At 42.0% G+C, this 20,296-nt stretch carries 15 protein-coding genes and 1 CRISPR repeat array; of the genes, 8 read left to right on the top strand and 7 right to left on the bottom strand.

The window, feature by feature from the left end:
• Nucleotides 1–49 precede the first annotated feature (49 nt).
• The 6 genes from cas9 (at nt 50) to ppk1 (ending at nt 10,030) form a co-directional block, all read left to right on the top strand.
• Nucleotides 50–4,114, top strand: a complete 4,065-nt coding sequence (gene cas9, locus INF28_RS09185; RefSeq protein ID WP_226393176.1) for a type II CRISPR RNA-guided endonuclease Cas9 — start codon at nt 50–52, stop codon at nt 4,112–4,114.
• Complete coding sequence (cas1, locus tag INF28_RS09180; protein ID WP_226393175.1) at nt 4,111–4,989, top strand: type II CRISPR-associated endonuclease Cas1; 879 nt, start codon at nt 4,111–4,113, stop codon at nt 4,987–4,989. The genes cas9 and cas1 overlap by 4 nt, the downstream gene beginning before the upstream one ends.
• Nucleotides 4,990–4,993: 4 nt before the next feature.
• The gene (cas2, locus tag INF28_RS09175) at nt 4,994–5,299 is read left to right on the top strand and encodes a CRISPR-associated endonuclease Cas2 (protein ID WP_226393174.1); all 306 of its coding nucleotides are present in this window, start codon (nt 4,994–4,996) and stop codon (nt 5,297–5,299) included.
• Nucleotides 5,296–5,967: a type II-A CRISPR-associated protein Csn2 gene (gene csn2, locus INF28_RS09170; protein ID WP_226393173.1), complete on the top strand. Its 672-nt coding sequence runs from the start codon at nt 5,296–5,298 to the stop codon at nt 5,965–5,967. Before cas2 ends, csn2 begins: the two co-directional genes overlap by 4 nt.
• A gap of 62 nt (nt 5,968–6,029) precedes the next feature.
• Nucleotides 6,030–6,659: direct repeats of the CRISPR family, unit length 36 nt; unit sequence GTTTGAGAGCAGTGTAATTTTATAGGGTAGTAAAAC.
• 714 nt (nt 6,660–7,373) lie between these two features.
• Nucleotides 7,374–7,559 (top strand): hypothetical protein, encoded by a 186-nt coding sequence (locus tag INF28_RS09165; RefSeq protein ID WP_226393172.1) that lies wholly within the window; start codon nt 7,374–7,376, stop codon nt 7,557–7,559.
• Between the two features lie 344 nt (nt 7,560–7,903).
• The gene (gene ppk1 / locus INF28_RS09160) at nt 7,904–10,030 is read left to right on the top strand and encodes a polyphosphate kinase 1 (protein ID WP_226393171.1); all 2,127 of its coding nucleotides are present in this window, start codon (nt 7,904–7,906) and stop codon (nt 10,028–10,030) included.
• A gap of 106 nt (nt 10,031–10,136) precedes the next feature.
• Here the strand turns inward: ppk1 and INF28_RS09155 are convergent, their stop codons facing one another.
• The 6 genes from INF28_RS09155 to INF28_RS09130 all read right to left on the bottom strand — a co-directional run bounded on the left by INF28_RS09155 (nt 10,137) and on the right by INF28_RS09130 (nt 18,067).
• Nucleotides 10,137–12,224, bottom strand: a complete 2,088-nt coding sequence (locus INF28_RS09155) for a polyribonucleotide nucleotidyltransferase (RefSeq protein WP_226393170.1) — start codon at nt 12,222–12,224, stop codon at nt 10,137–10,139.
• Between the two features lie 177 nt (nt 12,225–12,401).
• Entirely contained in the window at nt 12,402–12,665 is a 264-nt protein-coding gene (rpsO, locus tag INF28_RS09150; RefSeq protein ID WP_226393169.1) for a 30S ribosomal protein S15, read from the bottom strand.
• 172 nt (nt 12,666–12,837) lie between these two features.
• Nucleotides 12,838–14,832 (bottom strand): NAD-dependent DNA ligase LigA, encoded by a 1,995-nt coding sequence (gene ligA / locus INF28_RS09145; protein ID WP_226393168.1) that lies wholly within the window; start codon nt 14,830–14,832, stop codon nt 12,838–12,840.
• Nucleotides 14,833–15,261: 429 nt separating this feature from the next.
• Nucleotides 15,262–16,125, bottom strand: coding sequence for a sugar phosphate isomerase/epimerase family protein (locus tag INF28_RS09140; protein ID WP_226393167.1), 864 nt, complete (start codon nt 16,123–16,125; stop codon nt 15,262–15,264).
• Between the two features lie 17 nt (nt 16,126–16,142).
• The gene (locus INF28_RS09135; protein ID WP_226393166.1) at nt 16,143–17,210 is read right to left on the bottom strand and encodes a Gfo/Idh/MocA family protein; all 1,068 of its coding nucleotides are present in this window, start codon (nt 17,208–17,210) and stop codon (nt 16,143–16,145) included.
• Nucleotides 17,211–17,224: 14 nt separating this feature from the next.
• Nucleotides 17,225–18,067 carry a sugar phosphate isomerase/epimerase family protein gene (locus INF28_RS09130; protein ID WP_226393165.1) on the bottom strand — a complete coding sequence of 281 codons (843 nt, stop codon included), beginning with the start codon at nt 18,065–18,067 and terminating at the stop codon, nt 17,225–17,227.
• Between the two features lie 136 nt (nt 18,068–18,203).
• Between INF28_RS09130 and INF28_RS09125 the strand changes: the two genes are divergently transcribed.
• Together INF28_RS09125 and INF28_RS09120 are read left to right on the top strand one after the other, a co-directional pair.
• The gene (locus INF28_RS09125) at nt 18,204–19,028 is read left to right on the top strand and encodes an AraC family transcriptional regulator (protein WP_226393164.1); all 825 of its coding nucleotides are present in this window, start codon (nt 18,204–18,206) and stop codon (nt 19,026–19,028) included.
• A 95-nt stretch (nt 19,029–19,123) separates the two neighbouring features.
• Nucleotides 19,124–19,720, top strand: a complete 597-nt coding sequence (locus tag INF28_RS09120) for a dipicolinate synthase subunit DpsA (protein WP_226393163.1) — start codon at nt 19,124–19,126, stop codon at nt 19,718–19,720.
• Nucleotides 19,721–20,110: 390 nt separating this feature from the next.
• On the opposite strand, the gene INF28_RS09115 is transcribed toward INF28_RS09120, so the two are convergent.
• Nucleotides 20,111–20,296, bottom strand: a 186-nt coding sequence (locus tag INF28_RS09115) for an integrase core domain-containing protein (protein ID WP_226393162.1), incomplete at its 5' end; no start/stop codon positions are given.

Raw genomic sequence — 20,296 nt, 5'->3', positions numbered from 1 at the left:
GTAGTAAACCTATGAATATAGGATACCATAACAAAGGAGGAATGTCAAGATGAAGGGGCAATATTTTTTGGGATTAGATATCGGGACCAATTCGCTGGGGTATGCTGTAACAGATGAAAAATATCAAATTCAGCGGGCAAAAGGCAAAGCTATGTGGGGGGCGCAGGTATTTGAGGAGGCAAATCAGGCGGCAGAGCGGAGAATGCAGCGCAGTGCCAGAAGGAGAACGGCACGGGTAAAGCAAAGGGTGAAACTGATTCGGGAATTATTTGCTGCAGGGATTGGAAAAGTGGATGAAATGTTCTATCAGCGATTGGATGAGAGTTTTTTGTATGCCGAAGATAAAACGTTAGACGGTACGAATTCTCTTTTTTCTGATAAAGAATTTACGGACGCGGAATATCATAAGAAATATCCGACCATACATCATTTGATTATGGATCTGATTGATGATCCTCGCCCGCATGATGTGCGGCTGGTTTATTTGGCGGTTTCATATCTGGTTTCACACAGAGGACATTTTTTGTACGATGTCGATAAAGAGGAAATTGACCGGCTTTTATCTTTTGATGACGTGTACCAGTCTTTTGCATCCTGCTGCATGGAGGAATCCATCTGGCGTGCTGTGGATTGTGAAAAAATGGCAGAGGTTTTGATTCAAACCAGGGGTATTAACAATACAAAAAATGCGTTGACCCAGGTTGTTTTTGGAAACGAAAAGCCTGAAAAATATGAAGCGGAAATCATCAAAGCAATGTCCGGAGCGGAATTCAAGCTTTCGGTTTTGTTTGAAAAAGAAGAGTATGCTCAGTTGGAAAAGAACAAAATTTCATTCAAGAAATCAGATGTAGATGATAACATCGAAATGGTTTTGTCAGAAATCGGTGAGGATGCTGATATATTGCTGGCGTTAAAAGGGATTCATGATTGGGCGGCACTTGCAAGAATGATGAATGGCGGACAGGAAAAATATATTTCGCGCATAAAAATACAGCAATATGAAAAGCACAAAAAAGATTTGGCCTTTTTGAAAAAGTTTATAAAAAAGTATCTTCCGGAAAAGTATAATGAAATATTTAAAATTGCAGATGACAAGACGCACAATTATACGGCATATTCAAAAAACATCAAGTCATCGAAAATCCTCAAGCCGGGTTATCAATCTGCCACGGTGGAGGAGTTTTCAGATTATCTTCGGAAATTGCTCAAAGGGGTGACCCCGGAGGAATGTGATAAAGAACAGTATGAGCAGATGATGAAGGAATTGAGTGAATATACCTTTATGCCCAAGCAAAAGAATACGGATAATCGGCTGATACCGCATCAGCTGTTTTGGTATGAATTAAAATCTATTTTAGACAATGCAAAAACTTATCTGGATTTTTTAAACAGCCAGGAAGAGGACGGAATTTCTGCAGCCGAAAAAATATTAAGTGTTTTTGAATTCCGGATCCCTTATTATGTTGGGCCTCTTGGGAAATATAGAAACAAAAATGCGTGGATGATCCGCAAGCAAGAAGGCAGAATTTTGCCATGGAATTTTAGTGATATGGTAGACCTGGACAAGAGTGAAGAAGCGTTTATTCGGAAAATGACCAACCAATGCAGTTATTTGGCGGGTGAAGACGTTCTTGCAAAAAATTCCTTGCTGTATACCAAGTTCATGGTGCTGAATGAGATCAACAAAATCAAGTATGATGAAAAACCAATCTCGGTTGCAATGAAGCAGAAATTGTATCAGGATCTATTTGTAGACAGCAAAAGAAAGGTCAGCAAAAAAGCCATTTTACAGTGGCTGGCGGCACAGGGCATAGCGGCAGAGGCAATTTCCGGGATAGATGATACGGTAAAAACCACCTTGAAATCCTATCATGTGTTTCAAAGAATGTTTGCAGCCAAAATATTATCAGAAAAGGACGCAGAGGATATCATAGCCAGAATGACCATTACTACGGATAAAAAACGTCTGAAAAAATGGCTGAAAACGGAGTATAAACAGCTTTCAGACAGCGATATCGCATATATTGCCGGGCAAAAATTTTCAGACTACGGCAGGCTTTCAAAAAAATTGCTGGATGGTATCGAGGCGGTGCATAAAGAAACAGGAGAGCTGTTGACCGTCATTGGCGCCATGTGGGAAACCAATTTGAATCTGATGGAATTGATGGCGGCAGAGGTAGGCTACAGTGCGCTGATAGAAAAAGCGAATCGGGAATATTACAGCGGCCATAGTTTGACACTGTCAGAAAGATTGGATGAGATGTATGTCTCCAATGCGGTAAAACGCCCTATTTTCAGAACACTAGATGTTGTCAAAGAAATCAAGCATATACAAAAAGGGGATCCCAAGAAAATTTTTATTGAAGTGACACGGAAAGAAGGCGTCAAAGAGAGAACCGTTTCACGCAAAGACCAGCTGATGAAAAAATATCGGGCTATCACGGAACCCGAATATCAGGAGGTTCGTGAACTGCTGGAAAAGGAGGAAGAAACAAGGTTAAAGAGCAAAAAACTATATCTGTATTATACCCAGCTGGGCAGATGTATGTATACAGGCGAGCCGATCCGGCTGGAACTGCTGATGCGGGATCACAGCGCCTATGACATTGACCATATTTATCCGCAGGCAAGGGTCAAGGATGACAGCGTGGATAACATGGTTCTGGTGAAAAAGGAACAAAACGGGAGAAAATCAGATACATATCCCATAGCCGGGGAGATACGCACCAAAATGTATGGGTTCTGGAAAATGCTTTGCGACAAAGGCATGATCACCAAAGAAAAACTGAACCGGCTTGCCCGCTCCACTTCGTTTAAGGATGAAGAACTTTCCGGTTTTATCAATCGGCAGCTGGTGGAAACCAGCCAGGCGATCAAGGCGGTGGCCACTGTGCTGAGCGAGCTGTGTCCGGATTCGGAAATCGTCTATGTCAAGGCCAGGCTGGCGTCGGATTTCCGCCATGTTTTTGATTTTGACAAATGCCGGGAGCTCAATGATCTGCACCATGCCAAGGATGCGTATTTGAATATTGTTATGGGCAATATCTATCATGTGCAGTTTACGCAAAACCCAATTCATTTTATCAAAGAAAAGGAGAAAAACCGCAATTATACGATTAAGCTGACCGATAAGGAAGGGCAGGGACTGCTTGCCCGGGATATTGAGCGCAACGGCGAAATTGCATGGAAAGGCGACGGAAGCTTTTTGGCATTGGTCAAAAAGACCATGGTACGGAACGACATCAACTATGTACGCTATGCGTTCTGCCGCAAGGGACAGCTGTTCAATCTGACACTGCAAAAGGCGCCCAGAGGTGAAAATGAGCTGGTGCCCATCAAAAAAGAGTTGGATCCCGCAAAATACGGCGGATATAACAATACGGCTGCGGCTTTCTTTGCCATGGTGAAGCATACAGTCAAGAAAAAAGAGGTGTTGTCCATTCTGCCGGTGGAACTGATCATTGCGGACCAATTCCGGCAGGACGATGATTTTGCCCTCCGGTATCTTGCCAAAAGATACAAACTGGAAAATCCGCAGTTTGTGTTCGGCCGGAAAATTTTGAAAATCAACACCATGATTGAATTTGAAAACGGTTTCCGGGCAAACATTGCGTCAAAATCAAGTGGTGGTGCCAAAATGGTGTTGGCTTCAGCGGTGCCTTTGCTGTTCAGTCCGGAGCAGGAGCAGTATGCGAGAAAAATTTGCAGCAAAATCACCAAGGCAAAGGAAAAGCGGATTCCGCTGGCGATTTATCCACAGTTTGACCATATTACCAAAGAGGAAAATGCGGCGCTGTACCAGACCTTTGTCCGCAAGACAAAATCCCATGTTTTTGCCGCTGTTTCTGCCTTTTCCAATGTCGGCAAACTGATGGAAGAAAAAGCAGAAGCTTTTGCGAACATGGAATTGGAGGAGCAGTGCCAGCTGATCTATTCGCTGCTTTCCCTGTTTAAGACAGGGCGAACCACAGGGTGCGATATTACTTCCATTGATGGCAGTAAAAACACAGGAATTATTACCATAAGTTCTAAGATAAATAAGAATATCCGTATTATAGACCAAAGCCCCACCGGATTATTGGAGAAAAAATCCGAAAATCTTCTGACACTATGAGCTGGAGAACGGTGGTGATTACCCGGCGGTGCAAGCTGGATTTGAAGATGAATTATTTGGTGGTGCGGGCAGAGGAGGGCGTCAGCCGTGTTTTTCTGGACGAGATCGGGACGCTTTTGATTGAAAATACTGCGGTGTCAATCACCGGATGCCTGCTGGCAGAACTGGCCGCAAAAAAAATCAAGGTGATTTTTTGCGATGGAAAACGGAATCCATGTGCAGAGCTGGTGCCCTGCTATGGCAGTCATGACTGCAGCAGAAAGCTGGAACAGCAGATTGGCTGGAAATCCGCTGTGAAGGATATGATCTGGAGTGAAATTGTGGCGGAAAAAATTCGTAAGCAGGCAATCCATTTGCGGGAGAGAGACAGGCAGGAGGAGGCGGCTCTGCTGGAACGGTATCTGATGGAAATAGAGCCGGCAGATGCCAGCAACCGGGAAGGACATGCCGCAAAGGTGTATTTTAACGCACTGTTCGGCAAAGACTTTACCAGAGCCGAGGACAATGCGGTCAATGCCGCTTTGAACTATGGCTACAGCATTCTTTTGTCTGCCTGCAGCCGGGAGATTGTGGCAAATGGCTATTTGACCCAGCTTGGCATTTTTCATCATAATATGTTTAATGCGTTTAATTTGAGCTGTGATCTGGTAGAGCCTTTTCGGATCTTGGTGGACCGTGTGGTAAAGACGGAGGATTTTCGTATTTTTGATCAAGAGGCAAGAAAGAAATTGGTCAATATTTTAAATGACCAGGTGAAAATTGACGGCACTGTCCAGTATGTCAACCAAGCCATTAAAATCTATTGCAAAAGTGTATTGGATGCGCTGAGCGAAAACGACGTTTCGTTGATAAAATTTTATAGTTATGAGTTATAGATTTATGAGAATTATAGTATTTTTTGATCTGCCCACAGTAACGGCAGAAGAGAGGCGCAGTTATACAAAATTCCGCAAGTTTTTAATTAAGAGCGGATTTGTAATGCTGCAGGAATCGGTGTATTCTAAAATTGTTTTGAATCAAACGGCGGCGCAGGCGGTCTATGGCAGTCTGCGCCGGAACAAACCGCCCGCAGGCATGGTGCAGATCTTGGCGGTAACAGAAAAACAGTTTGAAAAGTCAGAGATTTTGGTAGGAGAATATCAAAGTGAAATATTGAATAACGATGAAAGGCTGGTTTTTTTATGAAGCTCATTTTCCCTTTGCTGCAGGAACAGCTGGATTTGGGACGGGAAGACAAGGTAAATGTTTTGGTGATCGAAAATCCATCTTATTTTGTGCATTTCTTAAATGAAATCTGGAAGGCATCCCAAAAAGAAACCAGCGAAATCGTATTTTCCTCTCAACATGTCCCGCTGGATATGGCAAAAAAGCTGGAGATACTGCAAACCTTTGTACCGTTTGAAACAAACAGAAAAAACCTTGTCACAAAGCTGTATCAGTATGCGGAAAAGGTAATGATGGGCGAGGAGTTCTTTGTATCGACCCAAAAGCTGATGCAGGATCATCTTGACTATATCACAAAAATTGCGCAGAATTTACCTTTTCCTCTTGACTTTTCCGATACCTTTGAGGTATCATATCTTATGAAAGCAGTCGATCTCCGGTTTGATACGGCATATGCCTCCCTCGGGGAACAGGTGGTGGATTATATGGAATCGGTCACCATGCTGGAGGGAGAAAAATGCTTTGTATTGGTCAATCTGCGGGACTATATCAGCGACCGTGAGATGGATGCTTTTTACCAAACCGTATTATATAAAAAATTAAAGGTTTTGGTGGTCAGCGCAAAGGATTATCCTCTGTCAGGGTATGAAACCAAGACAATTATTGACCATACCCTGTGTGTGATATGATTTTGTGGCTGCCTGCCCTATAAAATGACACGGCGTGTAGTGGCGTTTTCTCAAAATTTGAGGTTTGAGAGCAGTGTAATTTTATAGGGTAGTAAAACCTTGACTATGGTATCAGAGAGTTGTCGCAGGTTTGAGAGCAGTGTAATTTTATAGGGTAGTAAAACCTCTGTATTGTCTAATCAGTTCAAGTCCCGAGTTTGAGAGCAGTGTAATTTTATAGGGTAGTAAAACTTCTACATGTCTGCTTAATCCATCTGACTGTTTGAGAGCAGTGTAATTTTATAGGGTAGTAAAACGTGGCCAGTATGGTGGTAGAACACATTCTTGTTTGAGAGCAGTGTAATTTTATAGGGTAGTAAAACACCCGCCACATTGTGGCGGCTGGACAAACAGTTTGAGAGCAGTGTAATTTTATAGGGTAGTAAAACGCGGCACATTGCACAAAACACCGATTGTTGGTTTGAGAGCAGTGTAATTTTATAGGGTAGTAAAACGCGCGCGCCCGTCCAGCGCCGCACGCGGCGGTTTGAGAGCAGTGTAATTTTATAGGGTAGTAAAACTTCCTTGCGGAGGAATACGGAAAAGTTATTGTTTGAGAGCAGTGTAATTTTATAGGGTAGTAAAACTTAGCGCCCCTTGTCCTTCCTATTCCTTCGGTTTGAGAGCAGTGTAATTTTATAGGGTAGTAAAACAAATGACCTGCCGCAATGGTAAAACTTTCAAAAAAGATAGACAGAACTATTATGTTATAGAGGGTGTGACTGATATTAACGCATAGAACCTTGCGTCAGTAAGTGCGTACATAAATAAAGCTCCAATACAGCAGACGGAGAATGTACAAGCCTTTTCCTCAAACGTCCAAAACGCTTCTGTTGATATTGAAACTTCTGATGGTAATATAGCACACGAATCAGATAATGTCACTACCACTGCGAGGGATGTTGTTGAAAGCGTGTAGGATTGCAATAGATGTGTTACACTGATATTAAAAGCCGATAAGATAGCTTTTTTCACTTCGTATATCATTATTGATAATATCATGATTCTGTGGTATAATATTATTAAAAGCTGTACTGCTGGCCGTTTCGGACGTAGAGGAAAGGGGATTTGCATTTTCCGCAGCAGCAAGGCTTTTTTTATGTTTTTATAAGGTAGGAAAAATCAGAGACAATCACAAAAATAACTGAAAGGATAAAAGAAATCGCATTTATGGGCGGGGCGATCATCCTTTTAATCAAATCAGATAAAAAGAGGAATTAATTCCCCCGCCCCTTTTTGGGGATAATATTATCATCCCTCAATCTAAGACAAAATGCAGGGATTCAATTCTATTCCAAGCATGATATCAATGGCTACAAGCATCATTCTGCTGAATGCTGTTTGCCGTTGGAAAAGGAGGAAATAGCATGGATGAACAAAAAGATAAGTATACCGCACAAAAGAAATATCTATCCCAAAAAAAGCAGCTTCGTGTATGGGCTGACACGGATAAATATGAGCGTTTAAAACATGCAGCTTCAGCAAATGGAGATAGCATTTACAGTATAATCACACGTTATATCGACGCGTATCTTGACGAATCAGAGGCTTAACCGCCTCTGTTTTTTTATTTCAGCCAAAATGCAGCCATATACCTTTGTGCGTACCCAATACACTGCCATATACAAGAATTTTGCAGTCCGTTCTCAGACTTGCGCATCGGGCAATGCGGCAGACATAAAAAGTTTATAATTGGATTATTCTGCCCCTTCAACCATTGTTGTTTGGCTTCCTCTTATTCTCTGTTTATGAAAAATTTTACATGAGATTTACCTGGGTTTTATTTTAATTTTACATAAATGCAATATGATATATTTTGAAGTAATTTATTTTTATAAAAAAGCAAAAGGACAGCTAAAGAAGCGGCTTGGAAAAATGGAGGAAAGGAGTAATTCGGGTGCGCGAATTATATAAAAAAGGATTTACGCAAAATCGAGAACTGTCCTGGCTGAAATTTAACGAAAGAGTCTTATGCGAAGCCATGGATGAAACGGTACCGCTGTTGGAGCGTTTAAAATTTATCTCTATTTTTACCAGCAATTTAGATGAATTTTTCATGATAAGGGTAGGCAGTCTGTTTGATATGATGCATGTCAATGAAGAAAGTATTGATAGCAAATCCGGTATGACGCCAGAGGAACAGCTGAAAAAAATCTTTGAGGCAGTAAGACCTCTCTATCAAAAGAAAGAGCAGATATTTCAAGAAGTGGAAGCTTTGCTTCGGGAGCAGGGAATTTATCATTTAGAATATCATGAACTGGAACAAAACGAGCGTAAAAGTGTGAAAAAGTATTTTAAAACCTCCATCGCGCCCATTTTATCGCCGCAGATCATTGATACGCATCATCCATTTCCTCATTTGGCCAATAAGGTGATCCATATTGGCGTAATTCTTCGGCATAAAGGAAAAGAGGTATTTGGCGTGATTCCAGTTTCCGCTACCTTACCAGATATTTTTCAGCTGCCGGGCAGTGCAGTGCGGTATATTCGGATTGAAAATATGATTGCAGAATACACGGATAACATATTTGCGCCTTATACGGTCAGGGAGCAAGTCATTTTTGCTGTCACACGGAATGCGGATGTAAATCCAGATGATGAGGTTTTTGCGGATGAGCCGGATTTTAGAAAGCGCATGAAAAAGGTTTTGGTACAGCGAAGGAGATTAGCGCCGGTGCGGTTGGAATTATCCAATCCGGTAAGTGAAATGTTTTCCGCGTATTTGATCGAAAAACTTCATATTTCTCCTTCTCAGATTTATGTTACCAGTGCTCCTTTGAAGATGGAATATGCATATAGCTTGCCGGGAAAGCTTTCAAATAGTTTGCAGAAGACGTTAAGTTATCCGGATTTTACTCCTGTTTGGCCGGGAACTGTGCGCAGTGATGAAAGCATTCTACGGCAGGTGGAAAAGAAGGATATCCTTCTTTCCTATCCTTTTGAGAGCATGGAGCCTTTTTTAAAGATGATCAAAGAGGCGGCCAATGACTCCATGGTGATTTCTATTAAGATTACCATCTATCGGCTTGCCAGCAATGCAAAGTTGGTAGAATATCTTTGCGAAGCTGCCGAGAATGGTAAAAATGTAACCGTTTTAATTGAACTGCGGGCGCGATTTGATGAACAGAATAATATTGATTGGTCAGAACGTTTGGAAGAAGCTGGATGCACCATTTTATACGGTTTTGAATTTTATAAGGTACATTCAAAAATTTGTTTGATTACCAAAAAAGGCAGAAATGGAATTCAATATATTACGCAGATCGGAACAGGTAACTATAACGAAAAAACGGCAAAATTGTACACAGATCTCTCCTTATTGACTGCGAATCGGCAGATAGCACATGATGCGGTAGAATTTTTTAAGAATATGGCAATCGCCAATTTAGAGGGAAGCTATCAGCATTTACTGGTTGCGCCGGTCTCCTTAAAATCCAGTGTGATCGAACAAATCGGTCAGGAAATGAAAAAAGGGTCTGATGGATATATTTTTATTAAAATTAATTCTCTGACAGATGCAGATATTATTGACAAGTTGTCACAGGCTTCCTGCGCCGGTGTACATATTGATATGATCATTCGCGGGATCTGCTGCATCCTTCCGGGAATCCCAGGGAAAACAGAAAATATTCATATTTACAGTATTGTAGGACGGTATTTGGAACATTCAAGAATATATTGCTTTGGACGGGATGAAGAGGAAAGAATGTATATTTCTTCAGCGGATTTTATGACGCGGAATACGGAAAGGCGTGCGGAAGTGGCGTGCCCAATTTATGATGCTAAGATTCGGGAGAAAATCCATAAAATTATTGAGGCTGAAATGTATGATACGGTAAAACGCCGTGAACTGATGGCAGACGGGAATTATGTTGTTAAGGAGAAAAATCAGGCGCCGGTAGACAGTCAGAAGTTTTTGATGGAAATGGCATATAAACAAGCATTTAAAGACGAGGAAGATAGAAAGGGATTTTCTTTCAAGGCAAGCATACAAAAATTTTTCATGCGGTTCTTTCTTCTATAATTTTGCAGAATCAGATAGGGAAGTTTGAAATAAGTGGTTATGCGCTATAAAAGCCGGTGCAATTTGCACCGGCTTTAAACGTCAGAATATAAAACAGAAGGGCAATTTAATTTTCTAGCCGACGTAAATTTATGCGACCTTTGTCATCGATTTCAATGACTTCTACTTTCACGATGTCTCCTTCTTTGACCACATCGGTTACTTTCTCTACCCGTCCTTTTGCCAGCTTAGAAATATGAATCAGGCCGTCTTTTCCAGGAAGTAATTCAACAAATGCACCAAAATCCATGATACGGACAACTTTCCCTTCATAAATTTCGCCCACTTCCGGCTCTTTTACAATGGCTTCAATCATTCTGCGGGCTTTTTCACCCATTTCTGTATCCACAGCGGCAATATAAACACTACCATCGTCTTCAATATCAATTTTTGCACCGGTTTCGGCTATAATCCCTTGAATGACTTTTCCACCGCTGCCAATTACTTCGCGGATTTTATCAACCGGGACAGTCATATTAATAATTTTTGGAGCATAAGGAGAGAGTTCTTCTCGTGGTTTTGCGATGGCTTTCAGCATAACTTCATCCAAAATATAGCAACGCGCGTTTTTGGTTTGTTCCAAGGCAGTCCGAATAATTGCTGGTGTAAGACCATCTATTTTTAAATCCATTTGAATGGCAGTAATGCCCTTTTTCGTTCCTGCAACCTTGAAGTCCATGTCTCCAAAAAAGTCTTCTACGCCTTGAATATCTACCATGGTGAGGAAGTTGTCTTCATCATCGGGATCAGTAATCAAACCGACCGAAATACCTGCAACAGGGGCTTTTATGGGAACACCAGCATCCATCAAAGCCAGGGTGCTTCCGCAAACGCTTCCTTGTGAGGTAGAGCCGTTGGAACTAAGCACTTCAGAAACCAAACGGATCGCATAGGGAAATTCAGATTCGGAAGGAATGACCGGAACCAGGGCGCGTTCTGCCAATGCTCCATGACCAATTTCCCGACGACCCGGACCGCGGGAAGGACGGGTTTCACCTACACTGTAGGAGGGGAAATTATAATGGTGCAGATAACGGCGGTATTCCTCGTTGTCAAGGCCGTCAATAATTTTGGCTTCTCCTAAAGGCCCTAACGTAGCCACAGTCAGAACCTGGGTTTGACCACGGCTGAATAAACCGCTCCCGTGTGCTCTGGGAAGCAGGCCAACTTCGGCAGATAGAGGACGGAGTTCCAAAATACCTCTGCCGTCTACACGCTTTTTATCATACATCAGCCAGTTGCGCACCACCGTTTTTTGTAATTTATACAGCGCTTCGTCAATTTGAAGCTGATATTCTTCTACCGGATATTGCTCATTAAAATATTCATAAACATTGTCATAAACTACGGCTAAACGGGCATCACGGATTGTTTTATCATCGGTATCCATGGCCTCTTTTACCATATCTTCTGCGTAAGCACGGATGTCATTAAATAGCTGTTCGTCTACTACCATGTGCTCGTATTCAAATTTGGGTTTGCCAATTTCATCCTGAATTTTTTGAATAAAGGCACACAGTTTTTTAATTTCTTCGTGTGCAAACATAATAGCGGCAAACATTTTATCCTCCGGCACTTCGTTTGCACCGGCCTCAATCATTACCACCTTTTTAGCGCTGCCTGCAACAGTAAGATTCATCTCGCTGACTTCGCGCTGTGCTTCTGTAGGATTAATTACAAATTCACCGTCTACCAAACCCACATATACTGCTGCAATCGGCCCGTTAAAAGGAATATCGGATACACAGACGGCAGCGGAGGATCCGATCATTGCGCAGAATTCCGGTGCGTTATCCTGTTCTACAGAAAGAACCGTGGATACAATGGAAACATCATTGCGCAAATCTTTCGGAAAAAGTGGGCGCATAGGACGATCAATGACCCGCGCGGTCAAAATGGCGTTCTCAGAAGGTCTGCCCTCTCGGCGAGTAAAACCTCCGGGAATCTTGCCTACGGCATACATTTTTTCTTCATAATCGATGCTGAGCGGGAAGAAGTCAATACCGTCCCGCGGCTTGTCCGATGCGGTGGCAGCGGTAATTACAACGGTGTCGCCGTAGCGTACCAATACAGAACCGTTGGCAAGACCGGCAACTTTTCCGAATTCCAGTGACAATTTTCTGCCTGCCACTTCTGTTTCATAAATTTTGCTCATAATATAGCCTCCTTTTTATTTTACACCTGAGAGGCCGGACTTTAGCACTTAAAAATATAGGCTTCGCTAATAAAAAATAAAAGCATATATTTTTAACTGCTAAATACAAGCCGTCTCAAGCAATTTTTGCAAATAAAATGCCAAAAGGGCAGTCTAAGCATAGACCGCCCTTTGTTTTTAGTGTCTCAATCCCAGTTTTTCCACGATGGCGCGGTAACGATTGATATCTTTTTTAGCCAGGTAATTCAAAAAGCTTCTGCGAATACCGACCATTTTCAGAAGACCACGTCTTGAATGATGGTCTTTTTTATGAACTTTCAGGTGTTCATTCAGATGATCAATGCGGTAAGACAAAAGTGCAATTTGAACTTCAGGAGAACCAGTATCTCCTTCGTGTGTTGCGTATTTGTTGATAATTTCCTGTTTGATATCCTTATCCATGTGATTTCACCTCCATATATTACAATATCCCCGTATCGCTTGGAAATGGGCGGTGAATCCTCAGCCCCATATCTAAGCCATAGGTTTTACATTAAAGAGGAATCTCTTTAATGTCCGCTGTTCATCATAGCACATTTCAAAGCGGTTGTCAAGCTATAATCCTGTCGGAAAATTAATTTTTTCCTTCCAGCATGGAAAGCAGATCTGCTTCTGAAAGTATGGGAATTTGCAGAGCCTGGGCTTTTTCCAGCTTGCTTCCGGCTTCTTTGCCTGCAACAACAAAATCGGTTTTTTTAGAAACGCTTCCGCTGACTTTCCCTCCCTGAGCTTCGATCCGTTCCTGTGCTTGGCTGCGTTTGAGAGTAGGAAGAGTGCCAGTCAGGACAAAGGTTTTGCCGCTGAGTAGATGCCCATTATTTTTTTGTGTATACTCCATCTTTACGCCTGCATCTTTTAATTTTTGAATCCGTTCTATCGATTGAGGTTCTGAGAAATAATGTGTTACGCTTGCGGCCATTTTTTCACCAATATCTGTAATTTCAGCAATCGTTTTTTCGTCTGCTTGCATCAGATTGTCAATGTTTTCAAATTCGTTGGCGAGTATTTGCGCGGCGCGTGCTCCAATCAAACGGATTCCAAGTCCGAACAGTACCCGGTCTAAGCCGCGTTCCTTTGAGGCATGGATGGCCGAGATCAGATTTTGTGCGGATTTTTCGCCGAAACGATCTAACGCAACGAGATCTTCATAAGTCAACGTATATATATCACCGCAGTCATGAACCAGACCTTTTTCAAGAAGCTGCTGTAAAACAGCAGGCCCCATGCCGTCGATGTCCATAGCAGGACGGGAAGCAAAATGGATTAGGCTTCGCAGCTGCTGGGCAGGACAATTGGAGCTCAGACAGCGGACAGCGGCTTCGCCTTCTTCGCGGAATAACGGCTCTCCACAGGCAGGACAAACCTGCGGCATAGAGAACATTTTTTCCGTTCCGTTCCGTTTTTCGGTGAGCACTTCTACCACTTCGGGAATAATGTCACCGGCTTTTTGAATCAAAACGGTATCACCGATCCGAATATCCTTGTCACGGATATAGTCAATGTTGTGTAGTGTAGCACGGCTGACAGTAGAACCGGCAATATGAACTGGTTCAAGTATGGCGTTGGGCGTAATCACTCCGGTGCGTCCAACTTGCAGTGCAATATCAAGAAGTTTACTTTCGCGGCGTTCTGCCGGAAATTTAAATGCTGTAGCCCAGCGCGGTGTTTTGATGGTAACCCCTAGTACTTGACGCTGGTCAAAACGGTTAACTTTGATTACTGCCCCGTCTATATCAAAGGGCAACTCACCTCGCAGTTCACTAATTCGCTGAATTTCATTCCATACATTTTCCATGCCAATAAAAATTTTCTTTTCAGGGATAGTTTTAAATCCAAGGGAAGCAAGATACTCTATGGATTCTATATGCTCCGATAAATCCTTCCCTTCGATTTGCTGAACATTAAAGACATAAATATCCAGATTTCTCTGTGCGGTTATGCGGCTGTCAAGCTGGCGAAGAGAACCTGCAGCTGCATTTCTGGGATTGGCAAAAAGAGCTTCGCCAATGCTTTCCCGCTGTTCGTTCAGACGGATAAAACTTTGCCGTGGCATAAATACCTCGCCACGTACTTCCAAATAAGGCAGGTTTTCTTTCAGCCGCAGAGGAATACTTTTTACCGTTCGCAGATTTGCGGTAATATCTTCTCCCACGTATCCATTGCCGCGGGTGGAACCGCGGACAAATCTTCCATTTTCATATTCTAGTGAAACGGACAAACCATCAATTTTCATTTCTACTGCATATGGTACCGTATCGGTACCTAAAGAGGAACGTACCCGTTCATCAAAGGCAAGGAGTTCTTCTTTAGAGAAAACGTCGGTCAGGCTTTGCATTTGTACCGTATGCGCAACCTCTGTAAAACCTTCTAAAAGTTGTCCGCCTACGCGCTGGGTGGGAGAATCAGCCGTTTTGAATTCTGGGTGTGCTTCTTCTAGTTCAATCAGCCGGCGCATCAAAGCATCATATTCAAAATCACTGATAGTGGGACTGTCCAAAACATGGTATTCATAATTATACTGCGTCAAACGCTGTTGGAGTTGTTCGATTTCCTGCTTTTGTGTATCCATAACTGCCTCCGTCAATTTGTAAATATCATTACTTTCCATTATTATACTCAAGTTTTCAAAAAGAATCAAGAGTTAGATAAAAATAAGCTGCCGGCATGGCCGACAGCTCAGCGTGTCGATAAAGTATCGACACGCTGGCAGATGCCGAAAAAGGAAAGTTAGATTTTCCGCAATCGCTTTCGTCGGCGTACAAAGGTACGGTAGAGAGTGATTGCGGGAAAAGCAAGCAATGACGCCGGTTTCTCGATGAATCCGGCGTCATTTTATACGACAACATAAAGTTTATGAAAAGGAAGCGCATTTTGCTTTTATCATCTCGCTTGCGGTATAACGACTTTTTCGACAGTCTGAGCTGCCGGCATGGCCGACAGCTGAGGTGGTTTTATCGTAGATTACTTTTTTTATAAGTGAATAAAATTTGTTGGCGTTTTAAATTTCATCCTTCAAGAGTGTTTTTAAATTTTTCAGTCCAATCGCAATACCAGTAAGGGCCGGTTCCATTCCCTCAAATTCTACAGTAATAAATCCATTATAGCCTGCACGGCGCAGAGCATTGAGACATTGACGGACAGGAACAACGCCGTGCCCTATAATGGTTCCGCGCAGATAATTGCCGCCGCGTGTTTGGAAAAATCCATCGCCTGGATGGCCTTCCCTGCCGGATTTTAACAGGAAGTCTTTGGCGTGTACATAAGCGGCATAAGGAGCGATACGGCTGACTGCGGTTACCGGATCTTCATCTACACAGAGAAAGTTTCCTATATCGGCCAGTAGGGAAAAGTTTGGATGATCTACGGCATGGAAAAGTTGTTCCATACGGATGCTGTCCTGACAGATAAATCCGTGGTTTTCGGACATGGTGCGTATGCCTTTGCCTGCGGCATATTCTGCAATAATGCGACAGCCTTCCGCTAAGCGTGGCAGTGCATGGTAAAAGGATCTGTAGTTTCCAAGCTGGTACAAAACATCATGCCGGATGGAGGGAACTTTTAATATGGCAGCAGCGTCAATCATTTTTTTCATTCTCTCGATTTCTGCTTGAAAATCTGCATTGCTTTCGTTGATCAAATCGGCGCCGAACGCCAAATTTGATAAAATTATATCATTTTTTTCTGCCTCTTGGGCAAGTTGTTTGGCATATCCATTCAAATCGTCGCCAGCATAAGCTGCAATATCCACCAATTCCACACCGTCAAATCCAAGTTCTTTCGCTTTTTTTATACAGCCGAGCTGTGTTATTTCACCATTGTTCATCAATTGTGAAAAGCTGTATGTACTAACTGCAAATTTCAAAATATTTCCCGCTCCTTTCAACCGATTATAATCTCGTGGCCTGTGCGGGCAGATTCATAAACGGCGTCTAAAATTTTCATCAGTGTAATACCATCCTCTGCTGGAGATTTGCAGACACTTGCCGCTTCTGTAATACAGTCAACGAAGTGATCAATTTCATTTTCGAACAATCCGCAAAAATCCAACTCGGTTGGAGCCGCAAAACTGATATTCGTTAGATAATGATGATCTTCTCCGTAAATTTCAAGTTCTGGACTGAGCTTGGCTCCAGCCTTGGTACCAAATAATTCAATTTGCCCCATATCGTTTTTTATGTTTAGACTGAAAGAAGCCTCAATAGAAAGAACTTCTCCATTGTCAAACCGAATCATAGCGCTGGCTAGATCTTCCACATCGCAAATATCATGGTCAGTCGCGCTGCTGGCAGTATATTTGGGAGCCCCAATGGCGCCTTTACGGTCAAATAGCTTCTGGAAGGTGGCTCCATATACTGAAACGGGAAGAGGATTCCCCGAAAGATAACGTACCAGGTCAATGACATGTACGCCCAAATCGATCAAAGGACCGCCGCCGCTTCTTGATTTATCGCCAAACCATCCGCCGGGATTCCCATTTCGGCGTAGATAGGTGGCTTTAGCGTAATAGATTTCACCTAATGCGTCATGATTAATAAAGTCTTGTAAAACTTTGCAGTCGTTCCCATAACGGCGTACAAAGCCGATCATCAAAAGTTTTCCGTTTTTTTTGGCGGCGGCATTCATTTCTTCTGCTTCTTTAGCATTCAGTGCCATGGGCTTTTCGCATAAAACATGTTTTCCTGCATTTAATGCGGCTATGGTACAGGGGGCATGTGCACTGTTCCAGGTACATACACTGACTGCATCCAGTTCTTTTAGTTTGAGCATTTCGTCTTTATCCGTAAAAAGACGGGTTACACCGTATTTTTTGCCCGTGTTTTTTAATCGTTCTTCGTCAATATCACAGAAAGCGTACAACTCTACATTGGGATTTTTTTGATAGGCCGCAATATGATTGCCTGCAATGTTTCCGGTTCCGATGATTCCGACTTTTAATTTTTCAGTCATGATAAGCATCTCCTTTATTTCATTTGTTTTCTCAAATATTCTACTGCTAAAGCGATATCCGCTGCGGGATTTTCTCCTACCTCGCGTTCAATGGTCAAAAACCCTTGATATCCTATATCAGTAAGTGCATTTAAATATTCGGGGAAGGGAACCTTGCCTTGTCCAAGAGGAACTTCTTGGAAAGCCTGACCCTCTTGTATTACATCTTCGATAATCCCATAAATAATTTCCGGATCTCTGTCTAACAACTTAACTCCATCTTTTGCATGGGTGTGTACAATATAGTCTTTTAGATTATAAACAGCCTGTACGGGGTCGTCGCCGGTTACCATGACTAAATTGGCCGGATCTAGATTTACAGCTACACCACGCGAACCTAAGGAATCCAAAAATTTTTTTAATGTCAGGGAAGTTTCCGGTCCAGTTTCTATAGCAAAATGCGCGTTGAGTGAATCCGCGTACCGGGATAGTTCTGCGCAGGCATCCTGCATAATCTGATATCTGGGATGATTGCTGTCTTGCGGTACAACGCCGATATGCGTTGTCACAACATCTGTTTCCAAATCTTTTGCTAAATCTAAAATTCGCTTTGATTTTTCGATCAACTCCGGATTCTTTTCTGCATTGCCAAAGCCCATTCCCAAATCGCCGCACAGAGCTGAAAAAACCAACCCGTTGGATTTCATCATATCAAGCAGTTCCCGCCGCTGCTGCTTCGTCATATTTTCTGGGGCATGTTCGCCACGGGTAGCGTACATCTGCATGCCTTGCACTCCAAGTTGTGCTGCTTTTTCGATTGCCTCACGAGTATCCAGCCGAAAAGAATCCATTAATACTCCAATGGGAAATTGATACATATGGTTTCCTCCTTGTATTTTAATATACTTGCTCTTTTCTTAAAAGTATTGTATAATGCAGAAAGAAAAAAGTAAAGAAAGTATGTTGCGGGCTTTTAACACAATATTGCTTTTCGTAAAGAGAGATGAAAAGAGGATGAATGCTAGCAGTTATGAACAGCATTATTATGAAGATCCAAAATTCCCAATTATTTTTCACAGGGATACCATTGTTCAGAAAGAAGTCTTTGTGCCTCATTGGCATCAAAGTATAGAAATACTGTATTTTTTAGAAGGAAATGCAGTTGTTATGGCAGATACAGAGGAAATTAAGGTAGAAGCAGAAGATGTGGTTGTGGTACCGCCCAACGCACTGCATAAGATCTCCTGTACCAGTTCCAGGGCGGTTTATTATTGCCTGATTGTTGGGTGGGAATTTTGTGAAGCTATGGGGCTCCCCATGGATTATTTATGTTTTAAGCGCAGGATAACAGATGTATTACTTTGTAAAAAAATTGCGGATTTGGCTTTGGAGTTTGAACAGAAGCAGGAGTATTATAAGACCCGAATTTTATCTCAGACACTTGATATTATGGTTCTTATAGCGAGAAAACATTCGGCAGAATCGGCGTTTTTGCTGAGCGACAGACAATGTGTGCAGTTGGAAAAGATAAAAAAGGTTTTTCGGTTTATTGAACAGCATTATGCAGAAGACTTGACGCTTCTTCGGCTAGCAGAACATGTGGGGTTTAATAAATACTATTTTTGCCATATTTTTAAGGAATTTACAGGCATGACGCCGGTTGAATATATTAACTATATTCGATGCCGGAAAGCTAAGGAGTATTTATCCGCCAAGGGTTGCAATGTCAGTGAAACCGCGGCTCTGTGTGGATTTGATAATTTATCCTATTTTACAAAGATATATAAAAAAATTAACGGCGAATTACCGTCACATACACAAAATAAAAATATTCGTTAATATTCCTCGCATGGCGAAAGCTGGAATAAAGAAAGCAAGGTTTTATTGCACCAAAAGGATTGGTTTTTCATACACTATATTGCGAGGTGTTTGAAGTGAATCAAATCTTGACGTTTGCTTTTATAGGCGGAGACTTAAGACAAGTGCGTGCAATTTCTGGTTTGGTGCACCAAGGGCACAAAGCACGCGTGTTTGGATTAGAAGGTATTTCTTTTCCACATGACATTGAAATTTACAAAAGCAAAGATGTGCCGGATTGTATATCTGGTGCAGATGTGGTGGTGCTTCCTGTTCCGTATCACAATGGGGAAGAAACGCTGAATGCACCGTTTTCGTCCGGGAAAATATACTTAAATGAAATTATGGACGCCATGCATTCCAATCAAATTCTGCTGGCGGGTAAAGTGGATGCGTATATCCAAGCGCAGGCGGAGAGCAGGGGAATTTCTTTGACGGATTATATGAAGCGGGAGGAAATGTCGGTTTTAAATGGTATTCCTACTGTAGAAGGGGCAATCGAAATTGCTATGGCAGAAACTGCACATACCATTCATGGAAGCCGTTGCCTGGTGCTTGGATACGGGCGGATTGGAAAACTGCTGGCACAGACATTGAAAGGATTGGGGGCTGAGGTGTATGTCGCTGCACGAAAATGCAGTGATCTTGCATGGATAAAGGCAAACATTGGATAAATAAATGGTGTAAATACGTGCTTTTTGGTAATTGTATTACTGATTTTACCACTTTTTTACCACTTTTCAAATTTAATTGAGATAACTATAATATGTATTAATAAACCGTCACTGCTTAATGCAATGACGGTTATTTCTATTATTTACAGTTTTGTATCAGCGAATATGACATTATATATTGCTAAATTTTATTTGTGGAATATCAATCCAATGGGTAGCAGAATTTCTATCGCTTCCTTTTTTCTTGGATTATCGAAACAATTATATTTTTGATGTACTTTAGAAAAAAAAACAATATTATAAATACATAATTGATCTTTATCAAAATAATCATCTGGATGTTGTGGTCAAGCATTTTTGTAACACAACAACCTAATTTTGCCACAGAACTTATACAGCTTCATAGCGTGCCTCGAAAGGTGTTTTGTAATTATTATAAGAATGCGGACGTACATGATTGTAATGCACATACGCAAATTCTTCTATAGCTGCGTAAAGCTCCTGCTCAGTATGGTAATAATGTTGATATATCAAATCATTCTTCAAAGTATTGAAATATCTTTCCATTGGAGCATT

Origin of the sequence: Ructibacterium gallinarum, from assembly GCF_014982785.1 — a bacterium.
Taxonomy (GTDB): Bacteria; Bacillota; Clostridia; order Monoglobales; family Monoglobaceae; genus Ructibacterium; species Ructibacterium gallinarum.
Note: the sequence above shows the minus strand (reverse complement) of the source record. Positions and strands in the feature narration are given on the sequence as shown.